Annotated in this window: 18 protein-coding genes, 3 tRNA genes and 1 pseudogene; 16 read left to right on the forward strand and 6 right to left on the reverse strand. The window is 72.5% G+C overall.

From position 1 onward, the window contains the following. Positions 1–68: 68 nt before the first annotated feature. From PV364_RS20500 to PV364_RS20525, 6 genes are all read left to right on the forward strand, one after another. On the forward strand, positions 69–1,142 hold the full coding sequence (locus tag PV364_RS20500; RefSeq protein WP_319661595.1) for a hypothetical protein: 1,074 nt from the start codon (positions 69–71) through the stop codon (positions 1,140–1,142). Further along, positions 1,133–2,689: a hypothetical protein gene (locus PV364_RS20505; protein ID WP_319661552.1), complete on the forward strand. Its 1,557-nt coding sequence runs from the start codon at positions 1,133–1,135 to the stop codon at positions 2,687–2,689. Before PV364_RS20500 ends, PV364_RS20505 begins: the two co-directional genes overlap by 10 nt. Then, positions 2,686–4,026 (forward strand): AAA family ATPase, encoded by a 1,341-nt coding sequence (locus tag PV364_RS20510; RefSeq protein WP_319661553.1) that lies wholly within the window; start codon positions 2,686–2,688, stop codon positions 4,024–4,026. Before PV364_RS20505 ends, PV364_RS20510 begins: the two co-directional genes overlap by 4 nt. 87 nt (positions 4,027–4,113) lie before the next feature. After that, positions 4,114–4,482, forward strand: coding sequence for a hypothetical protein (locus tag PV364_RS20515; protein WP_319661554.1), 369 nt, complete (start codon positions 4,114–4,116; stop codon positions 4,480–4,482). Between the two features lie 155 nt (positions 4,483–4,637). After that, on the forward strand, positions 4,638–5,165 hold the full coding sequence (locus PV364_RS20520; RefSeq protein ID WP_319661555.1) for a bifunctional DNA primase/polymerase: 528 nt from the start codon (positions 4,638–4,640) through the stop codon (positions 5,163–5,165). A 73-nt stretch (positions 5,166–5,238) separates the two neighbouring features. Beyond that, positions 5,239–5,314, forward strand: a tRNA-Lys gene (locus PV364_RS20525). Here the strand turns inward: PV364_RS20525 and PV364_RS20530 are convergent. Both PV364_RS20530 and PV364_RS20535 read right to left on the reverse strand, forming a co-directional pair. Further along, on the reverse strand, positions 5,315–6,604 hold the full coding sequence (locus tag PV364_RS20530; RefSeq protein ID WP_319661556.1) for a M6 family metalloprotease domain-containing protein: 1,290 nt from the start codon (positions 6,602–6,604) through the stop codon (positions 5,315–5,317). It lies immediately after the preceding tRNA gene. 3 nt (positions 6,605–6,607) lie between these two features. Next, positions 6,608–7,768 carry a M6 family metalloprotease domain-containing protein gene (locus PV364_RS20535; protein ID WP_319661557.1) on the reverse strand — a complete coding sequence of 387 codons (1,161 nt, stop codon included), beginning with the start codon at positions 7,766–7,768 and terminating at the stop codon, positions 6,608–6,610. A gap of 423 nt (positions 7,769–8,191) precedes the next feature. Between PV364_RS20535 and PV364_RS20540 the strand changes: the two genes are divergently transcribed. Then, positions 8,192–10,186, forward strand: coding sequence for a putative bifunctional diguanylate cyclase/phosphodiesterase (locus PV364_RS20540; protein ID WP_319661558.1), 1,995 nt, complete (start codon positions 8,192–8,194; stop codon positions 10,184–10,186). A 68-nt stretch (positions 10,187–10,254) separates the two neighbouring features. Continuing rightward, entirely contained in the window at positions 10,255–11,346 is a 1,092-nt protein-coding gene (locus PV364_RS20545; protein ID WP_319661559.1) for an LLM class flavin-dependent oxidoreductase, read from the forward strand. A 46-nt stretch (positions 11,347–11,392) separates the two neighbouring features. Here PV364_RS20545 and PV364_RS20550 read toward each other — a convergent pair whose 3' ends face one another. Then, positions 11,393–12,877, reverse strand: coding sequence for an NAD-dependent succinate-semialdehyde dehydrogenase (locus PV364_RS20550; RefSeq protein WP_319661560.1), 1,485 nt, complete (start codon positions 12,875–12,877; stop codon positions 11,393–11,395). A 143-nt stretch (positions 12,878–13,020) separates the two neighbouring features. Here PV364_RS20550 and PV364_RS20555 point away from each other — a divergent pair. Both PV364_RS20555 and PV364_RS20565 read left to right on the forward strand, forming a co-directional pair. After that, positions 13,021–13,385 (forward strand): annotated as a pseudogene (locus PV364_RS20555) (ABC transporter permease subunit); the annotation flags it as partial. Positions 13,386–13,923: 538 nt separating this feature from the next. Then, complete coding sequence (locus tag PV364_RS20565; protein ID WP_319661561.1) at positions 13,924–14,679, forward strand: IclR family transcriptional regulator; 756 nt, start codon at positions 13,924–13,926, stop codon at positions 14,677–14,679. Between the two features lie 55 nt (positions 14,680–14,734). On the opposite strand, the gene PV364_RS20570 is transcribed toward PV364_RS20565, so the two are convergent. The 3 genes from PV364_RS20570 to PV364_RS20580 all read right to left on the reverse strand — a co-directional run bounded on the left by PV364_RS20570 (position 14,735) and on the right by PV364_RS20580 (position 16,379). Further along, positions 14,735–14,807: transfer RNA gene (locus PV364_RS20570), tRNA-Lys, on the reverse strand. Between the two features lie 539 nt (positions 14,808–15,346). Beyond that, positions 15,347–15,514, reverse strand: a complete 168-nt coding sequence (locus tag PV364_RS20575; RefSeq protein ID WP_319661562.1) for a hypothetical protein — start codon at positions 15,512–15,514, stop codon at positions 15,347–15,349. 616 nt (positions 15,515–16,130) lie between these two features. Then, positions 16,131–16,379: a hypothetical protein gene (locus tag PV364_RS20580; protein ID WP_319661563.1), complete on the reverse strand. Its 249-nt coding sequence runs from the start codon at positions 16,377–16,379 to the stop codon at positions 16,131–16,133. Positions 16,380–16,506: 127 nt separating this feature from the next. Here PV364_RS20580 and PV364_RS41305 point away from each other — a divergent pair, with 127 nt between their 5' ends. The 6 genes from PV364_RS41305 to PV364_RS20605 all read left to right on the forward strand — a co-directional run bounded on the left by PV364_RS41305 (position 16,507) and on the right by PV364_RS20605 (position 24,484). Next, positions 16,507–16,863 (forward strand): LuxR C-terminal-related transcriptional regulator, encoded by a 357-nt coding sequence (locus PV364_RS41305; RefSeq protein WP_401583223.1) that lies wholly within the window; start codon positions 16,507–16,509, stop codon positions 16,861–16,863. Continuing rightward, positions 16,826–16,898, forward strand: a tRNA-Lys gene (locus PV364_RS20585). Before PV364_RS41305 ends, PV364_RS20585 begins: the two co-directional genes overlap by 38 nt. Before the next feature lie 151 nt (positions 16,899–17,049). Then, complete coding sequence (locus PV364_RS20590; protein WP_319661564.1) at positions 17,050–19,149, forward strand: SpoIIE family protein phosphatase; 2,100 nt, start codon at positions 17,050–17,052, stop codon at positions 19,147–19,149. Positions 19,150–19,223: 74 nt separating this feature from the next. Then, positions 19,224–20,348 (forward strand): PP2C family protein-serine/threonine phosphatase, encoded by a 1,125-nt coding sequence (locus PV364_RS20595; protein ID WP_319661565.1) that lies wholly within the window; start codon positions 19,224–19,226, stop codon positions 20,346–20,348. A gap of 396 nt (positions 20,349–20,744) precedes the next feature. After that, on the forward strand, positions 20,745–22,559 hold the full coding sequence (locus tag PV364_RS20600) for a cellulose synthase catalytic subunit (protein ID WP_319661566.1): 1,815 nt from the start codon (positions 20,745–20,747) through the stop codon (positions 22,557–22,559). Then, on the forward strand, positions 22,556–24,484 hold the full coding sequence (locus PV364_RS20605) for a kelch motif-containing protein (protein ID WP_319661567.1): 1,929 nt from the start codon (positions 22,556–22,558) through the stop codon (positions 24,482–24,484). The genes PV364_RS20600 and PV364_RS20605 overlap by 4 nt, the downstream gene beginning before the upstream one ends. Positions 24,485–24,524 lie beyond the last annotated feature (40 nt).

Here is a 24,524-nt window from a genome sequence, read left to right on the forward strand (position 1 = left end):
TGAGCACTACGCACGATCTGCGAGAGCGGTTGGCGGGGCTGCGCGGCCCGGGAACCACGCCGCGCCCGATGGACGCGCGGGCCCTGGCGGCGCTGGCGGCGAACCCGGGCTGCCGGCGCCGCGCGCTGCTGGACGCCGCGGGGGTGGACAAGGCGGCCGTGGCCGGCGTGCTGGGCAACCCGGCGCCGTTCGGGCAGTCGCAGTTCGCGTTCATCCGCGGCCACGCCTTCGAGGCCAGGGTCAAGGGGAACGGCTGCGCCGAGCTGCTGCGCCTGCTGGGCGCGCCGGAGGACACCGCGGTGGCGCTGCCCGACCTGACCGCGCCCGGCCCCGAGGGCCGCGTGGAGCGCACCCGCCTCGCGCTCAAGGAGGCCACCGCCGCGGCCCGTTGGACGGTGCTGGACCATCCGCTGCTGGCCCTCGAGGTCGCCGACTCCCCGGTCTACCTGGAGCCGGACGCGATCGCCGTGCGCCCCGACGGGTCGTGGACGGTGATCGAGGTCAAGTCCTTCCCGATCCTGGACGGTTCGGCGGACGCGGTGAAGGTCGGCGCCGCCGCCCGGCAGGCCGCGGTCTACGTCCTGGCCCTGGAACGGCTCGGTTTCGGCGCCCCCGACCACCGCGTGCTGCTGGTGTGCCCCAAGGACTTCTCCAACCTCCCGGTCGCCGAGGTCGTCGACGTCCGCAAGCAGTTGTCGGTCACCCGGCGGCAGCTCGCCCGGCTCACCCGGATCGAGGAGATCGCCGACACGCTGCCCGAGGGCACGACCTTCGACCTGCGGCTCGCTGACGACCGGCGCACCCCCACCCGCCCCGGGCCGGAGTTGCGCGCCGCGGTGGACCTGCTGCCGGCGGCGTACGCACCCGAGTGCCTGGCCAGCTGCGAGCTGTCCTTCCACTGCCGCGAGCAGGCACGGGCCTGCGGCGCCGTGGAGGCGCTGGGCCGCGGGGTCCGCGCCGAACTCGGCTCGCTCACCGACGTCGAGCAGGTGCTGGCGGCCGCGCTCGGCGACGACGGCAACGGCGACCGCGGGGGCGACGGCGCATCCGCGTCCGGCAGACCCGCCGTACCCGACGACCCCGCGGTGGCCGCCCTGCGACGGGCCGCCGCGCTCCGTGCGGAGGCGCTGGGATGTCGCTGATCTCCGTGCTGGCCAGGGCGGAGGCGATGGCGACCGGGCGGGCGACCCCGCTCGCGACCGTGCGCCACCGCCACCTGTCGGACCGGCCGCTGGTCCTGGTCCTGCTCACCACCGCCGGCGAGGTCGGCGCCCCTCTGGGAGCGCTCGTCGGTTCCGCGCGCACCGAGCCCCGGCTGCTGACGGTTCCGCAGCCGCGCGACCGCGACCTGCGCTTCGCCTTCCTCGCCGAACTCGCCCAGATCGTGCTGCCCTACCTGGAGAGCTTCGCCGACGACACCGAGACCGAGCCCGCGACACGCAACCGCGAGGAATCGGAGGTCTGCACCGACGCGCCCCAGCTGCTGGTGGCCAATTCCGCGGCCGTGGACTACGTCCGGCTGCTCGGCCGCTCCACCCGCTTCCGCCGGACCGCCGAGGACGACCCGGACGAGCCGCACCCGGTACCCGCGCGGGTGCCGCTGCTCGGCCGGTGGCTGACGCACTACGGGGAGCGCGCCCGCACCCCCGGCTCCTCGCTGCTGCTGTCCGCGACCGAACTGCTGACCCGGCACTGGGCCACCGGCCAGAGCAATCTGGAGGACCAGCACCTCGGTGCCCTGCTCGCCTGGATCGACCCACCCGAGGACGTGCCGGGCGCCGAGGCGGCGCGCCGCGCGGAGAGCGTGCGCGGCAGCGACGGACTGCTGGAGTGCCCGCCGGCGGGCCCCGCCACCGACCCCGTGTTCGACAACGCGGTGCTCGCGCCCGCCACGGCCCGCTTCGACGCGGGCGTCCCCGGCGCCGCGGACGAGATCGCCGCACTGCTCGCCGGGCAGATGCGTCCCACCTGGGACGCGATCTGGCGCTCCCTCGACCTGCTCCGCGAACTCCCCGAGGGCGCCCACGTCGAGGAGCGGTGGAAGCGCGACCGCTGGTCGTACACCTCGCACCGGGACCGGGTACGGGCCGGGGAGCCGCCGCAGCCGCGACGCGACGACGCGGTCTCCGCGGCGCAGAAGCTGGCCGGGCGGGAGACCGCGCAGGTCCGGCTGGAGGCGCAGGAGGCCCTGGACGACCCGCTGGAGATGGCGGGCCGGCGGCTGGCCGGGCAGGCGTTCGCGGGCGAGGTGGTGGACGTGCGGATGGCGATGAGCGAGGGCAAGATCCCCAAGCCGCGCCCGCTGGTGACCGTGGCGACCGAGGACCGGCCGCATCTCGACCCGGACGCCAAGGTCTACCGCGCCCTGCCGGACGGCCGCACGCAGCAGGCGCAGTTCGTCGAGTGGGCCGGGCCGGGCGCCGTGCTCCTGCGGGTGGTGAACGGCATGGGCCGGTCCAAGGTCCCCGACCCCGGGACCGTGCCGGAATCCGGTGACGCCACGTGCTGGACGCTGTTCGAACACGCCCCGCGTGGCGGCGCGGGGCTGCCGGACCCGGAGGACACCCCGTGGACCCACGGCGGCCCCCCGGGCGCGGCGACCGCCGCGGGCACCGCTGCCGCCAGCACCACCACCTCAGCCGCGCTCGCCGAGAGCGCCGACCCCGCGACCGCGGAGGACTACCTTTGAGCCCGAGCCCGGTGAGCGAGGCGGCCCGGGCCGCCGACGCCGCGACCGAGCGGATCCTGCACGACACCCTGCACGGCACGCACCGCGGCGTGGTCGTGGACTCCCCGCCCGGCGCGGGCAAGTCCACGCTCGTGGTGCGCGCCGCCCAGGAGCTGGTCGCGGCGGGCGAGTCCCTGATGGTGGTCGCCCAGACCAACGCCCAGGTCGACGACCTGGTGGACCGCCTGGCGACGGCCGACCCCGCCCTGCCCGTCGGCCGGCTGCACGGCAGCGACTCCCCGCCGGACCCGGCGCTGGACCGGCACGCTTCCGTACTGAAGTCGACCAAGGCGGCCGACCTGACCGGGGCGAAGGTGGTGATCGCCACCGCCGCGAAGTGGGCCTTCACCGCGGCCTCCAAGGACGTCGAACCGTGGCGGCACGCCATCGTCGACGAGGCCTACCAGATGCGCTCGGACGCGCTGCTGCAGGTAGCCGGGCTGTTCCAGCGGGCGCTGTTCGTGGGCGACCCCGGGCAGCTGGACCCGTTCAGCGTGGTCGGCTCCGAGCAGTGGGCGGGGCTGAGCTACGACCCCTCGGCGAGCGCGGTGGTCACCCTGCTGGCCCACAACCCGGGACTGCCGCAGCACCGGCTGCCGGTGTCGTGGCGGCTGCCCGCCTCGGCGGCACCGCTCATCTCGGGTGCCTTCTACCCGTACACCCCGTTCCGCAGCGGCACCGAGCCCGGCGAGCGGCGGCTGACCTTCGGCGTGCCCGGCGACGGCTCCGGCCCCGACCGCGTGCTCGACGAGGCGGCGCTGGCCGGCTGGGGCCTGCTGGAGCTGCCGGCCCGCCGCACACCGCGCACGGACCCGGAGGCGGTGCGCGCGGTCGCCCTGGTGACCCGGCGGCTGCTGGACCGGGGCGGGGTGGCGCACTCCGAACGCGGCACCGCGCCGGTCGGGCCGGACCGCATCGCGGTGGGCACCGCCCACCGCGACCAGGCGGCGGCGGTCCGGGCGGCGCTGGCGGACCTCGGGGTCCGGGGTGTGACGGTGGACACGGCGAACCGGCTGCAGGGCCGGGAGTTCGACGTCACCGTGGTGCTGCACCCGCTGTCGGGGCGCCCCGACGCCACGGCCTTCCACCTGGAGACCGGCCGGCTGTGCGTGCTGGCCTCCCGGCACCGCCACGCCTGCGTGGTGGTGTGCCGGGCGGGTGTGCCGGAACTGCTGGACGAGCACCCCTCGACGGAGCCGGTGCAGCTCGGGGTGACGGTGAAGTTCCCGGACGGCTGGGAGGCCCATCACGCGGTCCTCTCCCATCTCGCCGAACACCGTGTGACCTGGCATCCCTGACGCGTCCCCGCCCGGTTCCCGCCTCACCGAGGTCCTCTTGCGCGAGGCGGGACAATAGAAGGCGCCGACGATCCTGGAGGTACGTACATGTCCGAGCCGCAGTCGGCTCACAGCGCGGCGGGCAAGCCGCCCGCCCCTCGGCTGAAACCCGCCCAACTTCTCTTCGAACCGGCGGCGATCGCCGAGGACGACGAGCACTTCTTCGACCTGGAGTCCATGGAGGACCCCAGAGAGCTGCTGGCGCGCTCCACCGAGCTGGCCCTGGCGTTCCGGGCCGCCGCGGACCGCGCCACCGAGTTCCAGGCCATGGCCGCGGCGCAGCTCGCCGACCCCAAGCGCTTCGACCGGCTGGTGCCGGCGGCGATCGCCGAGCAGGCGGGCTGGTCGGAGGACTACGCCAAGCGGATGATCGAGTTCGGCCAGGGCCTGCTGCAGGGCGGTTCCGCGGGCTCGTAGCGCCCGCGCATATGCCGCATATATGCGGCGGGGGCAAGGTACCCGACCCCCGGCCCGCGTGTCCCCCCTTCTACCGGATTGGCGTAACGAAACGTTCACGCACGGTAGTTGTATATGTCATGAGTGATGGGCAGTGGCACACATGGCCGGGGGGCATGATCGATTCTGCTTCCTCAGGCGTACCCGACGCGGCAGGCTCCGCCGCGTACCGGCACGCGCAGTACGTGACCCCCGACGGAGCCGACTGGCTGGCCTCCGCCAGCGCCTTCCCGCGCAGCGTCCGGGCGCTGTGGTCCGCCCGGCCCACGGCTCCCACCGTGCTGCCCTGCGGCACGGCCTTCGACGTGGTGAACCTGCCCGCGCTCCTCGGCCGCCGCGTCCTGGAGCAGCTGTGGTCCGCGGGCCCCGGCTCCGGTCCCGCCGCCGAGTGCCGCGGGCGCATCCTGCTGCTCGTCGCGCCCGGCACCGCGCAGCGGCTGCCCTCCCTGCTGTCCTGGGAGGAGTGGGGCAGACCCGTGCCGCCCCTGCTCTGCCACGGCGAGGGCGACTCGGTGGCCCTCCCCCCGCCCTACGCCGACTGCTCCACCGCCCGCTCCCGCTGGCTCGTCGCCCCCGACACCCACCGCCCCTGGCTCCCGGGGGCCGCCGAGGTGCTGTGGGCCTGCGTCCGGGCGGCCCGCTGACCGGCCGGCCGGGCGCCGGAATATCGATTTTCACCCGCCCGCAAGCGGATGCTAATCTCTACGACGTGAGCAAGCGCCGCTAGCTCAACTGGCAGAGCAGCTGACTCTTAATCAGCGGGTTCGGGGTTCGAGTCCCTGGCGGCGCACCATCATCGACGGGCGCCCTCCCTCCGGAGGGCGCCCGTCGTCGTGTGCGCGACACTCCGCGCCGGCTCCGTCCGCCAGGGGTGGCGGTTGGTGATCCGCACCGTCCACGCGTCGTCGGCCGGGTCGTGGGCGAGGACCTCGACGGTGAGGCCGGAGGCGGGGTCGGCGAAGTGCTCGCCGGGCCGGAAGGGCGCGTCGTTGAGGGAATTGAACGAGGCGCTGCTGTACTCGCAGGCCGAGGTGGCGGGGTGGGCGTCGCGGACGGTGACGGGGCCGTGGCCGGAGTCGACGTCGGTACGGATCCGGTACACGAGGACGCCCTCGCGGCAGGCCTCGGCGTCGTTGCCGCGAGCGGCACGGGCCTCGACGACATAGGCGCTGGTGCGGCCGAGCGGGACGACCGCCGCCTTGCGGCCGCCGGGGACCTCCACCGGGGACAGCCGCACCAGGTGCGTCGCGGCGTCGCGGACGCAGAGGATCTGGGCGTCGTCCAGCCAGCCCAGGCGCCACTTGTGCCAGGCGAACAGGTCGCCCTGCAGACCCCAGTCCAGGGACATGCTGTCCCACTGGCCGGCCAGGGTGTCGGTGCGGCCGAAGCGGTCGACGGCGTACAGGTCGGGCAGTCCGAAGGCGTGGCCGTTCTCGTGGCTGAGCACGCGCGCGCCCGACTGGTCGTGACCGTATATCAGGGACACCCGGTCCAGGTGGGCGCCGTCGTCGGTGGTGGCGGCGGAGGCGCCGGTCCAGGTGACGGAGAGCACCGCCTGGTCGGCGGGCGGGCCCGCGTTGGGCGTGACCAGGATGTTGACCAGGCTGTAGCCGGAGAAGTCGATCTTCTTGTCGGCGACCCGCAGCAGGTCGCGCATCATGGCGGTGTGCGCGGTCCAGCCGTAGCCGCGCCCTATGCCGTACGCGGTGAAGGGGCGGGGCATGCGGATCCAGTGGAGCACGGGCGTGGAGTCGTAGCGCAGCCTGCCGTACGAGGCCCGGTGGAACCACTGCCGCACGGCGGGGAAGAACTCGCGGTAGCGCTCCTTGGCGGGGGAGGGGGCGGGCTTGTCGGGGAAGTCGACCATGAGGGTGAGGGCGCGCACGTCGCCGGTGGCGGCGGCGAAGTCGCGCCCGCCGTCGCTGAACCCCTCCGACATGGCCGTGCCCGGCGCCGCGCGCAGGGCGCAGGGCCGGTCGGCGGGCGGCAGGCCGGCGGCCGTACCGCTCCTGGTGACGGCGCCACTGCCCGCCGCGAAGAGCATCACGCAGGCCGAGACGGCCAGCGCCCGTGATCCGCGCACCGCCTAGCCCTGCGTGACCCGGACGGTCCAGGAACCGTCCTGGTGGCGGGCGACGACGTCGATCCGCGAGTCGGAGCCGACCGCGTACCCCTGGCCCGCCCGGAAGGGGGCGTCGGCGAGCGGCGGGTAGACCGAGACCTGCGAGCAGCCGGAGGTCCGCGGGTGGCCGTCGATGACGTCCACCGGGCCGTCGCCGGACTGGACGTCGGCGCGCACCCGGTACATCAGGACGCCCTCGGTGCAGGTCAGCCGGTCGTTGCCGGTGGCGGCGCGGACCTCGACGGCGACGACGGACTTGAGCCCGGCGGGTACCACGAGGAGCTTGGTGCCGCCCGGCCGTTCGACCGGGGTGATCCGGTAGGTGTGCGTGCCGCTGTCGACGACGCAGTGGACCTGCGAGGAGCGCAGCCAGCCGAGCTTCCACTTGTGCCAGGCGAACAGGTCCGGCGCCAGTCCGAACTGACTGCCCATGATGTCCCAGTCCCCGACGTGGGTGTCCCAGTCGGCATGGCTGCCGACCGGGGGCCGGTAGTACAGGTCGGGCAGGTCGAAGGCGTGTCCGGTCTCGTGCGCGAGGACGTTGACGTCCGGCGGGTGGCTCTCGAAGACGGTGACGAAGCGGCGCAGTTCGACGCCGTCCGCGTGCAGCGGCGAGCCGAGGCTGACCACCTTGGTGGCGTCCGGGTCGACGCCCGGGGCGTCGGGGTCGGCGACGAGGTAGACGACCTTGTAGCGGCGGAAGTCCACGCGCGGGTCGGCGGCCGCCACCGCGTCGTCGAGGAAGCGCGAGCGCACGGGGGCGCCCCAGTCGCGTGCTATCGAGTACGCGGTGGAGGGCAGCGGCATGCGCAGCCAGACCGGCACGACGTGCGGCCGCAGCCGGAAGGCACCGTAGGAAGCGCGTGCGAAGTACTGCGCGGTGGCCGGGAAGTGGTCCGCCGCCAGTTGGTCCGGGGTGAGGCTGGGCCGGGCGTCCGGGAAGGACAGGAAGATCATCACGGCGTCGACGTCCGCCCGGGGCCGCGGGTAGGAGGGGTCCCAGGACGACACGCCCTCGGAGTGGTGGGCGGTGCCGCGCGGCAGGACGCACACCTCGCCACCGGCACCGCCCGCGGAGGGTCCGGTGACCAGGGTCCAGGCCACGACGGCGGCGAACACGCTCATCGCCGCGACCGCGGCCCGCAGCACGCGACGGGCGGCGCGCGGGGATTCACCCCTGCGAACACGCCGATGCGCACGTATGGGTAGCCCTGGCAACGGCACGTGGACCTCCCGGACGGTGTCGGGACACCCCCATCACGCTGCTATGTTTTGCGGTGTTTCGCCCCCTTGTGCTGCTCCGCCTGGGTTACCGTCCGATCACTACAGTGCGTAATGAGTGACGGAAAACGATCAATTCAATTCACGACGCGACGAGAAATGACCAACGCCACACCCCGGACGCCGAGAATCACCGCTACGGCGGTGGCCTCGCCATTCGGAAAACCTCTATGATCGGCACATTTCCAGGATGAACACCGCCTCTTGGCGGTCATTCGATCCCTCCACGACCATGTGTGCGAGACGACAGCAATACGGGAGTCAGCGATGGGCGGACCCTCGGGAGGCCCCGACCTCGACCCCGAGATGACGGCCCCCACAGTCACTCAATGTCATCCTCCGGCCTCGGAACGGACGGTCTCGGAGGTCCACGACTACCGCGCCGCCTTCAACGTGGCGCGGCTGCCCATGGCGCTGATCGGCCCCGACGGCCGGGTCCGCGAGGCCAATCCGGCGCTCGGTCAACTGCTGGGCGCCGACCCGGTGCGGCTCACCGCGCTCACCGCCGCCGAGCTCGTCGGCCTCGCGGGGATCGGCGGTCCCGACGACCGGGCGCCGGCCGCGCGGACCACCCAGGGCGATCCGGCGGACCGGCCGGGCGGCACGAGCACGGAGCCCGGCCCGGCCACCGAGCCCGTGGAGTCCGCCGAGGCCCCGGAGAGCACGGAGAACACGGAGTACGCCGAGTACGAGGCGGTACTCACCGGCCGCCGCGAGGAGTTGCGCCGCACCCGTCCGGTCCGCGGGCCGGACGGCCGCACCGTGTGGGCCGAGGTCGTCGTGGTCCCGGTCCCCGGCGGGGTGCTGCTCTCGGTGGAGGACCTGGGCGAGCGCCACGAACTGCGCGAGCAGTTGCGGCACCTGCGCATGCACGACCCGGTCACCAAACTCCCCAACCGCCAGCTGTTCTTCGAACGCCTGGCCACCGCTCTGGAGGGCGCCGGCAGCCGGACCGGCCGCATCGGCCTGTGCTACCTCGACCTCGACGGTTTCAAGGCCATCAACGACACCCTCGGCCACCGGACCGGCGACCGGCTGCTCAAGGCCGTCGCCGAGCGGCTGACCGACTGCGCCGCACGGCTCGGCCGCGGCGGCACGCTCGTCGCCCGGCTCGGCGGCGACGAGTTCGCCGTCCTCATCGAGGACTCCACCGGCACCGGGCAGGCCACCGCGCTCGCCGAGTCCGTACTGACCGCGCTGCAACGTCCGTTCGACCTGTCCGGTCACCGGCTGGCCGTCTCCGCGAGCATCGGCGTGGTCGAACGTGAGGCGTCGGGGACCACGGCCACCGGCATCATGCAGGCCGCCGACACCACGCTGTACTGGGCGAAGGCGGACGGCAAGGCCCGCTGGACGCTGTTCGACCCCGAGCGCAACGCGCACCGCATGACCAAGCAGGCGCTGTCCAGCACGCTGCGGCAGGCGGTGGAGCGCGGGGAGTTCGTCCTGGAGTACCAGCCGCTGGTCGAGCTGGGCAGCGGCAGCCTGCGCGGGGTCGAGGCCCTGGTGCGCTGGGAGCACCCGCACTTCGGGCTGCTCGGACCGAACCGGTTCATCCCGCTGGCCGAGGAGAACGGCTCGATCGTCCAGCTCGGCCGCTGGGTGCTCGCCGAGGCGTGCCGCCAGACACGGCAGTGGCAGAAGGACCACCCGGACGACCCGATCTTCGTCAGCGTCAATGTGGCGGTGCGCCAGGTCTGGGACTCCGACCTGGTCGCGGACGTGGCCGAGATCCTGGACGACACCGGGCTGCCGCCCGAGCTGCTGCAACTGGAGCTGACCGAGTCGGCGGTGATGGGCTCGGCGGGCCGGCCGCTGCAGGCGCTGCACGCCCTGCACGAGATGGGGGTGCACATCGCCATCGACGACTTCGGCACCGGCTACTCCAACCTGGCCTATCTGAGCCGGCTGCCGGTCTCCGCGCTGAAGCTCGACGGCACCTTCGTCCGCGGCTTCCGCGACACCCTGCACCCGAACCCGGCCGACGAGACGATCGTCGAGGCGCTGGTGCAGCTCGCCCACCGGCTCGGTCTGACCGTGACCGCCGAGTGCGTGGAGAACGCCGAGCAGGCGGAGCGGCTGCGGCGGATCGGCTGCGACACCGGGCAGGGCTGGCTGTACTCGCGGCCCGTTCCGCCGGAGCGGATCGCCGAACTGCGGCGGGACGCCGCGGGGGACCCGGCGCCCGGGTCGCCACGGGAAGCGGCGGAGCCGGAGCCGGAGCCGGGGCAGCAGGGGGCACCGGGAGAGCCGGGGGAATAAGCGGAGTCGCTCTCCGGTTGTGACTGCCCGTACGCAGCATCGACCGGCCCAGGAGGCGACGGACCGCCGTGGAGACGAACGACCCCGTACGAGGTACCACCCTCGGCAGCGCACCCGTGCCCCTGTCCGTGCTCGACCTGGCCACCGTCGGCGCGGGCCTGACCGCGAGCGACGCGCTGCGCACCGGCGTCGAGCTGGCCCGGCTCGCCGAGGCCCGCGGCTACCAGCGCTACTGGGTCGCCGAGCACCACTCCATGCCCGGGGTCGCCTCGTCCTCCCCCGCCGTGATCCTCGCCCATCTCGCCGCGCACACCGAGCGCATCCGCCTGGGGTCGGGCGGCGTGATGCTGCCCAACCACGCGCCGCTGGTCATCGCCGAGCAGTTCGGCACGCTGGAGGCGCTCGCCCCGGGCCGTGTCGACCTCGGGCTCGGACGTGCGCCGGGCACCGACGGCGCGACCGCCGCCGCGCTGCGCCGCAGCGACCGGCTCAACGAGAGCGCCGACGACTTCCCGCAGCAGCTCGCCGAACTGGTGCGGTTCCTGGACGACGACTTCCCCGCCGGCCACCCCTACGCCCGCATCCACGCCATCCCCGGTCCCGTGCAGGGCACCGCCCCCGGCGGTGTGCAGTCGGCCGCGCGTCCCTCGGTGTGGCTGCTCGGCTCCAGCGGTTTCAGCGCCCGGCTGGCGGGCGCCCTCGGCCTGCCCTTCGCCTTCGCGCACCACTTCTCGGCGGCGAACACGGTCCCGGCCCTGGAGCTGTACCGCGAGTCCTTCCGGCCCTCCGCGGTCCTGGACAAGCCGTACTCCGTCATCGGCGTCGCCGCCCTGGCGGCGGACGACGAGAAGGAGGCCGGCCGCCAGGTGCTGACCGGAGCCCTGTCGATGCTGCGGCTGCGCATGGGGCGCCCCGGGCTCGTGCCGACCCCCGAAGAGGCCGAGGCGTACGAGTTCAGCCCCGCCGAGCGGGAGTTCGTCGACTCCTGGCTGGTCAACATCGTCCACGGCACCGCCGAGCAGGTCCGTGACGGGCTGAACGCCCTGGTGGAGCGCACCGGGGCGGACGAGCTGATGCTCACGGCCAACGCGCACAGCCCGCAGGCCCGCCTGCGCTCGTACGAACTGGTCGCCGACGTGTACGGGCTGCCCAAGGCCTGACCCGCGACCGGACAGGTCGGGCCGGGGGCGCCGCCCCCGGCCCGCCTCACACGTCGACGGCGACGTACTTGATCTCCAGGTACTCGTCGATGCCGGCGAAACCGCCCTCGCGCCCGATCCCGGACTGCTTGACGCCGCCGAAGGGCGCCGCGGGGGTGGACACCACGCCCTTGTTGAGGCCGAGCATGCCCGTCTCCAGCTCCTCGGCGTAGCGGATTCCGCGCCGCAGGCTCTCGGTGAAGACATAGGAGACGAGGCCGAAGACGGTGTCGTTGGCCAGCCGGATCGCCTCGTCGTCGTCGGTGAAGGTGACGACGGGCGCGACCGGCCCGAAGATCTCCTCGCGGAGCATCGCCGCGTCGGCGGGGACGTCGGCCAGCACGGTCGGCGGGTAGAAGTACCCCGGCCGGTCGGAGAGCGGCTCGCCGCCGGTGACGACCCGGGCCCCGCCGGCGACGGCGTCGCGCACCAGGCGGTCGACCTTGCCGAGGCCGGCGCTGTCGATGAGCGGGCCGACCTGGGCACCGGGTTCGGTGCCCCGGCCGACGACCATGGAGCCGAGCTTCTCGGCCAGCCGCCCGGTGAACGCCTCGGCCAGGTCGTCGTGCACGTACACGCGGTTGGCGGCGGTGCAGGCCTCGCCGATGTTGCGCATCTTGGCGACGGCGGCGCCCTCGACCGCCTTCTCCAGGTCCGCGTCCTGGCAGACGATGAGCGGCGCGTTGCCGCCGAGCTCCATGGAGGTGCGCAGCACGCCCTTGGCGCTCTGCGCGATCAGCTTCTGCCCGACACCCGTCGAGCCGGTGAAGGAGAGCTTGCGCAGCCGCGGGTCCTCCAGCAGCGGGGTGGACACCTCGCCCGGCCGTGAGGTGGTCAGCACGTTGAGGACGCCGTCGGGGAGTCCGGCCTGGCCGAGGATCTCGGCGAGGGCGAGCATGGACAGCGGCGTCTGGTGCGCCGGCTTGACGATCATCGTGCAGCCCGCGGCGACGGCGGGCCCGATCTTCCGGGTGCCCATGGCCATCGGGAAGTTCCACGGGGTGATCAGCAGCGCCGGTCCCACCGGCTGCCGCATCACCCAGATCCGGCCGTTGCCGTCCGGAGCGGTCGCCCACCCGCCGTCGACCCGGACCGCCTCCTCGGCGAACCAGCGGAAGAACTCGGCGGCGTAGAGGATCTCGCTCCGGGACTCGGCGACCGGCTTGCCCATCTCCAGGGTCATCAGCACCGCGAGGTCGTTCTGCCGTTCGACGATGAGCTCGTACGCGCGCCGCAGGATCTCGCCGCGCTCGCGCGGCGCGGTGGCCGCCCAGCCGGCCTGCGCGGCGGCCGCCGCGTCCATCGCCGCGCGCGCGTCCTCGGCACCGGCGTCGGGCACCGCGCACAGCGGCTGCGCGGTCGAGGGGTCCTCCACCTCGTACTCCCGGCCGTCCTTCGCGGGCCGCCACCGGCCGCCGATCAGCAGCCCCTTCGGCACCCGTTCCACGACCAGTTGCTCGCGCTTGTCTTCCATCCCGGTGCTGTCGCTCATCACGGCTCCCTGCCTCTCCCGGACGGTCCGGGCAGTCGGGTACCCCTCCACATTCGCATGAATGCCTCCCGTACGTCGGGGTAGGCGCGGCCCTCGTGGGCCGGCGCACCACACGGGGACGAACTTGGTGCTCGCCTTCGCTCCTGGGCTTCACGGCGCGTTCGCGCCGGGGCTCGGTGCACGGGGTGTCCCTGGTCGTCGTGGAGTTCTTCCGCGGCACCTCGTTGCACGTGCGGTTGTTCTGTCTGTTCTTCGCGCTGCCGATCCCGGGCTTCACGCTCGTGCCGCTGGCCTGCGCCGTCGTGGCGATCAGGCTCAACTACGGGGCGTACACGGTTCGGAGGTGGTGCGCGGGGCGATCGACGCGGTGCCCAGGGCCCAGGCGGAGGCGGCCGTCGCGCTGAACATGACGCCGCGGCAGCGGATGCGGCCGGTGGTCCTGCCGCAGGCGTGGCCGCAGATGATCCCGCCGTTCAACAACCTGTTGATCCAGCTGCTGAAGTGCACGTGCTGGGCAGGACCGCGACGAGGCCGCCGAACGCGGCCGCGAGCTGCGGGAACTGGGCGGCCTGGCCGACAAACGGGACGCTTCACCCCACCCGGCTCTCCGGCGGCCGGCAGCAGCGGGTGGCCGTCGCCCGCGCGCTCGCCATGCGGCCGGACATCACGCTGCTGTGCGTCACCCACGAGATGAGGTTCGCCCGGGACGTCTCCGACCGCGCACTGATGTTCGACGGCGGGAAGGTGGTGGAATCGGGTGCGCCGGAGCGCATTTTTTCGGCTCCCCGGAGCACCGCAGAACCCGGGAATTCCTCGGTACGGTGCCCTGACGGAAAGTGGGCCGTGCCCTGGGCATATGCCAGAGTGGCGCGTTCCTGCATATACGTCCGGAGGCGTTCAGACAAAGCTTCAACGGGCTCTACTCGAAACCGCTTTGAGGCTATCGTGGAATGCGGCCCGGCTGCCGGGTCCCGTCCGTCGTGCGCGGTGGCCGTGACCAGCAGCCACAGCAAGGACGCAAACGGTCACACCTGTAGGGGGACACCGTGGCGCTTGAGCACCGACAGGTCGCGCCGGTCTACGCCGTCCAGCACGCGCTGCGCGTGCTGGAGACCGTGGACAAGCACCGGCACGGCGTCAGCGCCGAGCAGCTCGCCCGCGAAATCGGCGTGCCCATCGGATATCTATCGCAACTGCTCGCCATGCTCAACCGGGAGCGCTACCTCAACGCCCTGCCCGGTGGTGGGTACGCGGTCGGTGAATCGCTCGTCCTGCTGGGCAGCGCCAGCCGCGACACGGCGCTCGCCGAGAAGATCAAGAACGTGCTGATGGCGCTGCGCGACGAGGTCGGCGCCGCCGTCTACTTCAGCCGGTACGACGACGGCGAGGTCAAGATCGTCGACTTCGCCGACGGACCCGCCGCGCCCAAGGTCAACGAGTGGGTCGACTTCCGCTCCGCCGCGCACGCCAGCGCGGTCGGCAAGTGCCTGCTCACCCAGCTCGACCACGACGGCCGCCGCGACCACCTGTCCCGGCACAAGATCGTGCGGCTGACCTCGAAGACCACGATCAGCGAGAAGGTGCTGCTGACCAAGCTGGAGAGCCAGCCGGCCAGCGCGCCCACCCTCGACCTGCAGGAGTACGCGATCGGCACCGTCTGCGCCGCCATCCCGGTGACCATCGGGGCGACGGTCGGCTGCCTCGCGCTCTCCCTGCCCGTCAACCAGGCCCACCGCCTCAAGGGCGCCGCCGACACCCTCAACGAGCGGGCGGCCCCCGTGCTGCTCTCGCTCGCCCTCTGACGCCGCACGGAACACAAAAGGGCGCCCCTCCCGGAGGAGGGGCGCCCTTGCGCTGTGCGCCGCCAGGGACTCGAACCCCGAACCCGCTGATTAAGAGTCAGCTGCTCTGCCAGTTGAGCTAGCGGCGCGCGCGAACGGGACAATCATACGGGGTCGGAGGGGGTGCTCATGACCACCCCCTCCGACCCCGGGCACCGGCCGGGCGGGGGCGGCCCGGCCCAGCCCGAGGGCCCGGACCGTTACCGGCCACGGCGGAGGCCCCGCGGGCGCCCTGCCCCTTGCCGTCGGCGACCGCCCGGTCCGGCACCCAGCTCCGCTCGGCGGCTGCGCGGCCCTGGAGGTCCGGGCGGGTGCCGCCGACGAGCGCGCCCGTGGGGGCGGTCGCCGGCACGACGGGCGGCCCGAACGGGGCGCGGGCGAAGGGCACTTGGGCGGTGGGGCGGAACTCGTGCACACGAGGTCCACCGGTGGGGCAGCCGGCCACTCACCGCTCCGCCATGGCGGATACCCGCGCCCTGTTTCCGGGCATGCTGAAGGGCCCGGCAAGAGGGGGGAGGTATGCCGGGCCCATCAGCGTGGGGGGAGGGGTGTGGCTCTTGAGGGGGGTGGTGTTGCTTGGGGGGGGGTAGTGCTGGGGGGTGTTGTCTTTGTGGGACGGCCCAGGGTGCTACCAGGCGATGTCGTTCGCGTGGGGGCCGGTGTGCTGCGCCGACCAGGCGATGTCACCGTCTGGAGCAGGCTGCGCCGATGCTGCCGTTGCGCCGATGAGCCCCATCGTGATGGAGGCAACGACGCCCAGAAGGAACCGAAGGGCGTTGCGGCGAATCGATGTCATGGCAGGCCTGTCCTGGGAGTGTGAGCTGGGGTGGTGCTTGGGGGTGCTGCGCCGGTTTGGGGGAACCGTACGACTGACTGAATTCTGTCGGACGCCGAGCCGGTGGTCTTCCCTTTTCACGTTCCGGATTCGGACATGGCCCTATGCGGACACATGGGACCGGATGGCCCCCGATGGGTCCATACACGAGCGCCGACCCTTAACCTGATCGAAGCCGGGGGTGACGTGAAGCATTGGGGGTGCGAGCAGTGACCGACGACCTTCTGCGCGCCCGGGCGCAGGAACTCTACGCTCTGGCGCTCGCCGACGCCGACTGGACACCAGAAAGCGTCTGTACGCTCACTGGCTGGTCACAAAGCGAACTCGACGCCGCACTGCACTCCTTGGCGTCGCTGGGCCTGGCCGCACCCTTCTCGTCCGCGCGCAGCGGCTGGTCGGTGCACTCCCCCGCGACCGCGATGGCGCAGCTCATCGAGGGCAGCCGGCGCCGGACCGAGGAGATGGTGAACACCATCACCGACACCCATACCGCACTGAGTCAACTGGCGGCCGAGTTTCAGCCGGTGCACATGCGCCAGCTCGCCGAGGCCCGCATCGAGGTCGCCGCCCAGCCGGCTCAGATCGCCGCGATTCTGGACGAAGCGGCCAGCACCGTCACGACCGAGATCCTCTCCATGCATCCCAGCGCGCTGCCGGAGGACCACCTCTTCGAGGCGGACGACCGCAACCGGGAGGCGCTCAGCCGGGGCATCGCGATGCGCTCCATCCACCTGGCCACCGCGGCGGCGGTGCCGCACGTCCGGGCCCATCTGCGCACCATGGTGAACGACGGTGGCGAGGTGCGGACCGCCGCCACGCTGCCCATGAAACTAATCATCGTCGACCACACCCTGGCGATCGTGCCGCAGTTCGGACCGGACACCAGGGACGACCGCGCCGGCGGCTCCGCCATGGTGCTGCGCAGCCCCGCGATGGTCGGCGTGCTGCGGCAGATGTTCGAGCACTGCTGGGCGTCCGCGTCGGACCTGTTCACCGACGACGTGGGCGCCGCGCCGGCCGCCCGGCACCGGGAGGTCGTCCGGCTGCTGGCCTCCGGCCTGACGGACGAGGCGATCGGCCGCAAGCTGGGCCTGTCCGACCGGACGGTACGGCGGATCGTGGCGGAGTTGATGCAGCAGATAGGGGCCGACAGCCGCTTCCAGGCCGGGGTGAAGATGGTCCGCCTCGGGTGGCTGGACGACGACCCCGCGCTGCTGGAGGACGTGGTCGGGGGCACCCCCGGTGGTCAGGTAGGATCCTCTCTGTCGGTGAGCGCCGCTAGCTCAACTGGCAGAGCAGCTGACTCTTAATCAGCGGGTTCGGGGTTCGAGTCCCTGGCGGCGCACAGACACGAAGGCGTTCCTCCTCCGGAGGGACGCCTTCGTTCGTCGGCCCCCGAACGAACAGGCGGCATCCTTGGGGACTCGGTGCGAAAATATGCCGTAGCGACGAGGTAGGGGCTCCGGCGGGGCCCTGCCGGGGCGTACGAGGAGGCCATGCACGCACACGACGCAACGCCGCCCGGTACGGACAGGGAGGCCCGGCCACGCCCCGGGACCCCCACGCCCGGAGGCCTGCTCGACCTTCTCGGGGTCGCGGCGATGGTCCTCGACCGGCACGGCCGGATCGTCCTGTGGAGCCCCGAGGCCGAGCGGCTGTTCGGCTACAGCGCGGCCGACGCGCTGGGCCAGAACGCCGGGCTGCTCATGGTGGAGCCCGCCAGGCTGGAGCTGGTCACCGAGCTGTTCAAGCAGGTCAGAGCGGGTGCGGTGTGGCAGGGCGTCTTCCCGATCGTGCACGCCGACGGCACGGTCCGTGACATCGAGTTCCGCAACATGCGCATGCTCGACGAGGACGGCGGGGTCTTCGCCCTGGGGCTGGGCGCCGACCTGGGCACCGTCCGCCGCGTCGAGACCGACATGGGGCTGTCGAGCAGCCTGGTCGACCAGTCGCCCATCGGATTGGCGGTCTTCGACACCGAGCTGCGCATCGTGCGGGTCAACGAGGCCCTGGAGGGCATGTACGGCCTGTCGGCCGCGTCGATGCTGGGGCGCACGATGCGTGAGGTCTCACCCGGTATCGACGCCGCGGGCATCGAGACGGCGATGCGGACCGTCCTGGAGACCGGGGAACCGCTGCTGGACCTGGAGACGGTCGGCCGCACGTACGCCGACCTGGGGCGGGACCACGCGTGGTCGATCTCGTACTACCGGATCGAGGACCCCACCGGGCGGGTGCTGGGCCTGGCCACCTCGGTGGCCGACTTCACCGAGCGGCACCACGCCGCCGAGGAGATCGCGGCCGCCCGCGGCCGGCTGGCGGTGATCGCCGAGGCGGGCACCCGCATCGGCACCACCTTGGACCTGCAGCAGACCGCGCGGGAGCTGGCCTCGGTCGTGGTGCCGATGCTCGCCGACATCGCCACCGTCGACGTGCTGGAGTCGGTGATGCGCGGTGAGACGGTGTCCCGGGTGGCCTCCGGCGAGACCGCCGAGTTCCGGGCCCTGGCGGTCGCCGCGGCCGACCCCGGCGAGGCGATCGGGGCCGTCGACCCGGTGGGCGAGCCGGCCTCGTACCCGACCGACCGGCTGATCACCCGGGCGGTGCGCGAGGGGCAACCGGTGGTGGTGCACCGGGTGAGCAGCCGCATACTGCGCCGGATCGCCCGGGACGACCGGGCCGCCGCGCTGCTGCGGCGGGCCGGGGTGCACTCGTACCTGGCCGCGCCGCTGATCGCGCGCGGCGAGGTGCTCGGCGTGATCGGCCTCTACCGCACCCGCAACCAGAAGGCCTTCGACGACCAGGACCGCACCCTGGCCGTGGAGCTCGCCGCGCGCGCCGCGATCTCCATCGACAACGCGCGGCTGTACGCGGGCGAGCGCCTGGCCGCCCTCACCCTCCAGCGGAGCCTGCTGCCGCACGACCCGCCGACGGTGGACGGCATGGAGATGGCCACCCGCTACATACCCGCGGTCCGTGAGGTCGGCGGGGACTGGTTCGACGTACTGCCGCTCAAGAACGGCAAGGTGGGCCTGATCGTCGGCGACGTGATGGGCAAGGGCCTGCGTGCCGCGGCGATCATGGGGCAGCTGCGCACCGCCACGCGGGCCTTCGCCCAGCTCGACCTGGCCCCCGACGAACTGCTGCGGCACCTGGACGACATCATCGGCAGCGCCGAGGGGGACTTCATCGCCACCTGCGTGTACGCGGTGTGCGACCCGGCGACCGGCCGCTGCCAGTTCTCCACCGCAGGGCACCTGCCGCCGGTGCTGGTGCCCCCCGGCGGTCGCGCCGAGCTCATCGACATCCCGAACGGCGTACCGCTCGGCGTCGGCGGGATCGGCTTCCGCATGGTGGAACGGGAACTCTCCGAGGGGACGGTGCTCGCGCTGTTCACCGACGGACTGGTGGAGGACCGCCGGCAGTCCCTCGACGTGGGCCTGCGGGCGCTGATGCGGGTCCTCAAGCTCAAGACCCGGCACCAGACCCTGGACGAGACCTGCGACCTGGTGCTGGGCGCCCTCCCGCAGTCGGCGGACGACGACGTCGCCCTGCTGCTGGCCCGGATGGGCCCCGCCGCCACCGCCGGGGTGTAGCGACGGGCTCCGTGGTGACCGGGCGGTGGCGCCCGGGTTTCCCACTGCCAGCTTTGTCTGTCTATGTTCTAAAGGTGAGGTCGTCACGACGGAGAAGGCCCTACCGCGGCGGACCCGCTCTGCGGGTCCTCGATTCGGTCGTACCGGTCGGCAGCGGGATGCTGCTGCCGCTGCTGCTGATCGTCGGCATCTCACTGAGCGACTGGCTGGCCGGCCCGCAGATCTACCTCGCGCCGCTGATGGTCATGGCGCCCGCGCTGGCAAGCGTCTCCACGTCCTGGCGGCGCACCCTGGCCATCGGCGCGGCCGGGCTCGTCGCGCAGCTGGCGCTGCTCCCGTACGACGAGGTACGGCTGCCGGACACCGCCACCCTGCTGTGGGGGCAGCTCATCGCCTACGTCGTGGTCTCGCTCTTCGGCACCTACATCGCGTGGCGCTACGAACAGGGCCGGCGGGTGTTCGCCGCCGTCCACTCGGTCGCCGAGGCCGCCCAGCGGGCGCTGCTGCTGCCGCCCGGACCGGTGGTGGGCGACCTGCGGCTGGCGGTGCGCTACGTCTCGGCGGCCGACACGGCGCAGATCGGCGGCGACCTGTACACGGTGATGGAGACCCCGCACGGCGTGCGCGCGCTGATCGGCGACGTCCGGGGCAAGGGACTGGACGCGGTGCAGACGGCCTCGGTGACGCTGGGCTCCTTCCGGGAGGCGGCGTACGACGAGGAGGCGCTGACCCGGGTCGCGCAGCGGGTGGACGCGAGCGTCGCGCGGCACATGTCGCCGGGCGAGTTCACCACCGCGCTGTTCCTGCAGTTCAACGATCCGGGGCAGGTGGGGCTGCTGCACTACGGGCATGTGCCCCCGCTGCGGGTCGCCCCGGACGGCACGGTCGTCTCGCTCGACCCGCCCGATCCGTGGGTGCCGCTCGGCCTGTCCCAGTTCGCGTCGGGGGCGCCGCCCCGGCCGTGGCAGGAGGCGCTCGGCGCCGACGACGTCCTGGTGCTGTGCACGGACGGGGTGATCGAGGCGCGCAGCGCCGTGGACGGCTCGTTCTACCCGTTGGCCGAGCGCGCGGCGCTGCTGGCCGCCGGGTCGGCGGAGGACCTCGACGCCGCGGTCGAACGGCTCTACGCGGACCTGCTGCGGCACACCGGCGGCAGCCTTTCCGACGACGCCGTGCTCATGCTGCTCGCCCGCTCCTGAACGGCGCCCGAGTCGACCGAATGAACGAACAGACATCCCAAATCGCTCATTTGGCCGGTTAACAACTCGTTTCCCGCCTTGCGATCAAGACGGGCATTCGGGAAGGCTGTGCGCGCAGGACATGTAAGCGCCAAATGGAATCTATCCTCCTCAAACGACAGGACAGGGACCCGTTTCGGCGCCTTTGACCGAGCGGAGCCAAGGGGAGACGGCTCCGGCAAGGGGGGTGGGCCAGCGGCGTGACCCAGCGCGGTCCGGTCGCCGACGAGCCGAAGCCGGCGTCGTCCGACCGGGAGCAGACCGCACACGTGTCAACACCCCGGGGGGCGGGGGGCCGCAACGCCCGGGACACCATCGCCGCGCGAGCGGCGCAGATGCTTCGGGGGGAGCATTCCCATGCCGCCGACACCGACCGGCGCCCAGCAGTACACCACCGACCACCCCGACGCCGGCGCGCCCGGCGCCGTACCGGTCATACCCCACCAGACCCGTCCCGGCCCGGCCCGGCCGCGGCCCGGCGCGGTGGCGCCCCGGTACGACTACGAGCACTACAGCAGACTCGCCGGCCCGCTGACCGAACCGGAGCCCGGTGTCCCGTACCGGGTGCGCTACCGCAGCCTGCTCGCGGAGGAGCCCCACCGGATCCGCGCGGCGCTGCTGCTCGGCGCGGCTCCGGTGCTCTCCGCGGTGCTGCTCGCCTGGCTGCTGCAGCCGGCCCACTGGACCCGCCGGGCGAACGCGCCCGGCTGGATGACGGCCTGCGACACCGTGATGCTGATATCCATCGGCCTGATCGAGCTCTTCCGGCTGATCAACGTGACGTCGAACGCGCACGCGACCCTCGTCGCCCGCGACCCGGTGCCCGTGGTCCCCGAGGAGGGCACCAAGGTCGCCTTCCTGACCACCTTCGTCCCGGGCAAGGAGCCCCTGGAGATGGTGCGGGCGACCCTGGAGGCCGCGATCCGGCTCCGCCACCGCGGCAACCTGGACGTATGGCTGCTGGACGAGGGCGACGACCCCGAGGTCCGGCGGCTGTGCGACCGGCTGGGGGTGCACCACTTCTCACGTAAGGGCGTCGAGAAGTGGAACCGGCCCACCGGCTCCTACCGCGCGAGAACCAAGCACGGCAACTACAACGCATGGCTGGACGCGCACGGCGACGACTACACGTTCTTCGCCTCGGTCGACACCGACCACGTGCCGCTCCCCAATTTCCTGGAGCGGATGCTCGGCTACTTCCGCGACCCCGACGTCGCCTTCGTCGTGGGCCCGCAGGTGTACGGCAACTACGACTCCGCCGTGACCAAGGCCGCCGAGAGCCAGCAGTTCCTCTTCCACGCCCTCATCCAGCGGGCCGGCAACCGCTACGGCGCCCCGATGTTCGTGGGCACCAACAACGCGGTGCGGATCAGCGCCGTCAAGGGCATCGGCGGTCTGTACGACTCGATCACCGAGGACATGGCCACCGGCCTCGAACTGCACCGCCGGCGCAATCCGGCCACCGGCCGCAAGTGGCGCTCGGTCTACACCCCGGACGTGCTCGCGGTCGGGGAGGGCCCGTCGTCCTGGACCGACTTCTTCACCCAGCAGCTGCGCTGGAGCCGCGGCACCTACGAGACGCTCATCAAGCAGTTCTGGAAGATGCCCTTCACCCTGTCCCCGGGCCGGCTGCTCAACTACACGCTGATGGTCGTCTACTACCCGATGACGGCGGTCAACTGGATGCTGGGCGGCCTCAGCTGCGCCCTGTTCCTGGGACTCGGCGCCTCCGGCGTCCAGATCGACTCCGAGGTCTGGATGATGCTCTACAGCGACGCCGCGGCCCTGCAGATCGGCCTGTACGTCTGGAACCGGCGGCACAACGTCAGCCCGCACGAGCCCGAGGGCTCCTCGGGGGCGGCCGGCATGGTGATGTCGGCGCTGTCGGCGCCGATCTACGCCCGCTCGCTGATCGACGCCGTGCTGCGCCGCAAGAGCCGCTTCGTGGTCACGCCCAAGGGCGACTCGGCCAGCCCCGACCGGCTGCTGTCCACCTTCCGCACCCACATCCTGTGGACGCTCGTGTTCGGCGGGTCACTGGTCGCGAGCTTCTTCAACGGCCACACCCACGTCGCGATGCGCACCTGGGCGGTACTGGCGCTGCTGCTCGCCGTCGCGCCGATCGCCGTCTGGTGGCTGTCGTCCGCCCGCACCAGGAGCGCCGCCCGATGACCTACCGACCGAGCCGCAGACTGCGGAAGATCGCCGTCGGGAGCACCGCCGTGAGCGTCCTGGCCGGGATGAACGCGCCCGCGCTCTACAGCTACACCGCGGCGACGTACCACGACTACAAGATCAACCAGCCGGAGTACAAGGCCGCCCACGGCCACTGGGAGCAGCTCGAGGTCCCGAAGAAGTACCGGATCAACGCCATCCACGCCGCGCTGCTGCACACCGGGAAGGTGCTGCTCATCGCGGGATCCGGCAACGACGAGACGAACTTCGAGGCCAAGTCGTTCAAGAGCGTCCTGTGGGACCCGGTGAAGAACACCTTCAAGGAGATCGACACCCCCAAGGACATGTTCTGCGCCGGCCACACCCAGCTGCCGGACGGCCGGCTGCTGGTGGCCGGCGGCACGGCCCGCTACGAGAAGCTCAAGGAGGCCGTGGACCGGGCGGGCGGCGCGATGCTGATCAAGAACGAGAACCCGGACGCGCCCCGGACGTTCCCCCAGGGCACGGTCTTCGTCAACAACGAGAACGGCCGCACCTTCCGCTCGGAGTTCCCGGTCACCGTCCCGCGGGCGAAGAAGACCGTCGACAAGAAGAGCGGCAAGGTCACGGTCACCGCGAGCGAGGTGCGGGTCTTCGTCCAGTCGCTGGTCAAGGGCGAGGCGGGGATCGTCAACACCGCCGCCCAGTACGAGATCCGGGGCCTGGAGGGCCCGGACCGGAACAACCTCTACGGACTGGCCACCAAGCTCGGCCTGGACAAGAAGGACTTCCAGGGGATCAAGGAGGCCTACGAGTTCGACCCGGCAGCGGAGCGCTACATCCCGGTCGACCCGATGAACGAGGCGCGCTGGTACCCCACCCTGGTCACGCTCGCCGACGGGCGGGTGCTGTCGGTCTCCGGCCTCGACGACATCGGCCAGGTCGTCCCCGGGAAGAACGAGATCTACGACCCCAGGACGCGGAAGTGGACGTACACCACCACGCGCTACTTCCCGACCTACCCGGCGCTCTTCCTCATGCAGGGCGGGAAGATCTTCTACTCGGGCGCCAACGCCGGCTACGGCCCGGCCGACGAGGGCCGCGTCCCGGGCCTGTGGGACCTGCGGACCAACCGCTTCACGGCGGTGCCCGGGCTCCGCGACGCCGAGGACCTGGAGACGGCCAGTTCGGTGCTGCTGGCGCCCGCGCAGGACCAGAAGGTGATGGTGCTGGGCGGCGGCGGGGTCGGCGAGTCCCACTCCTCGACCGCGCGCACCGCCGTGGTCGACCTGAACGCGGTCAGCCCGGCGTACACCGACGGTCCCGACCTGCCCGCGCCCACGCGCTACCTCAACAGCGTGCTGCTGCCGGACGACACCGTCTTCACCACCGGCGGCTCCCGCGACTACCGGGGGCGCAACGGCAGCGACATCCTCAGGGCGCAGATCTACGACCCGGTACGCGACGTCTTCCGGGACGCCGCCGACCCGGCCGTGGGACGGAACTACCACGCCGAGGCGCTGCTGCTGCCCGACGGCAGGGTGGCGGTCTTCGGCTCCAACCCGCTGTTCGGGGACAAGGCCGACACCACCCCGGGCTTCTTCGAGCAGCGCGTCGAGATCTACACCCCGCCCTATCTGTACCGGGACTCCAAGCCCTCGCTGGGCGAGGGCCCGCGGACGGTGGAGCGCGGCGGCTCGATGGCGTTCCCCACCCGGTACGCCGACCACATCGACACGGCGCGGCTGATCCGGCCGAGCGCGGTCACCCACGCCACCGACACCGAACAGCGGTCGATCGCGCTGGACATCGAGCGCGGCAAGGGGTCGGTGCGGCTGACCGTGCCGCAGGACCCGTCGCTGGTGCCGCCGGGCTGGTACATGGTCGTGGTCACCGACGAGGAGGGCACGCCGTCGGTGGCGCGCTGGGTCAAGGTGTCGTAGCCGCCTCGTCCCTGTGGGGGCGGGCGGGGCCCGGCGCGCG

The organism is Streptomyces sp. MI02-7b, from assembly GCF_033793585.1.
In the GTDB taxonomy this organism is placed as follows: Bacteria; Actinomycetota; Actinomycetes; order Streptomycetales; family Streptomycetaceae; genus Actinacidiphila.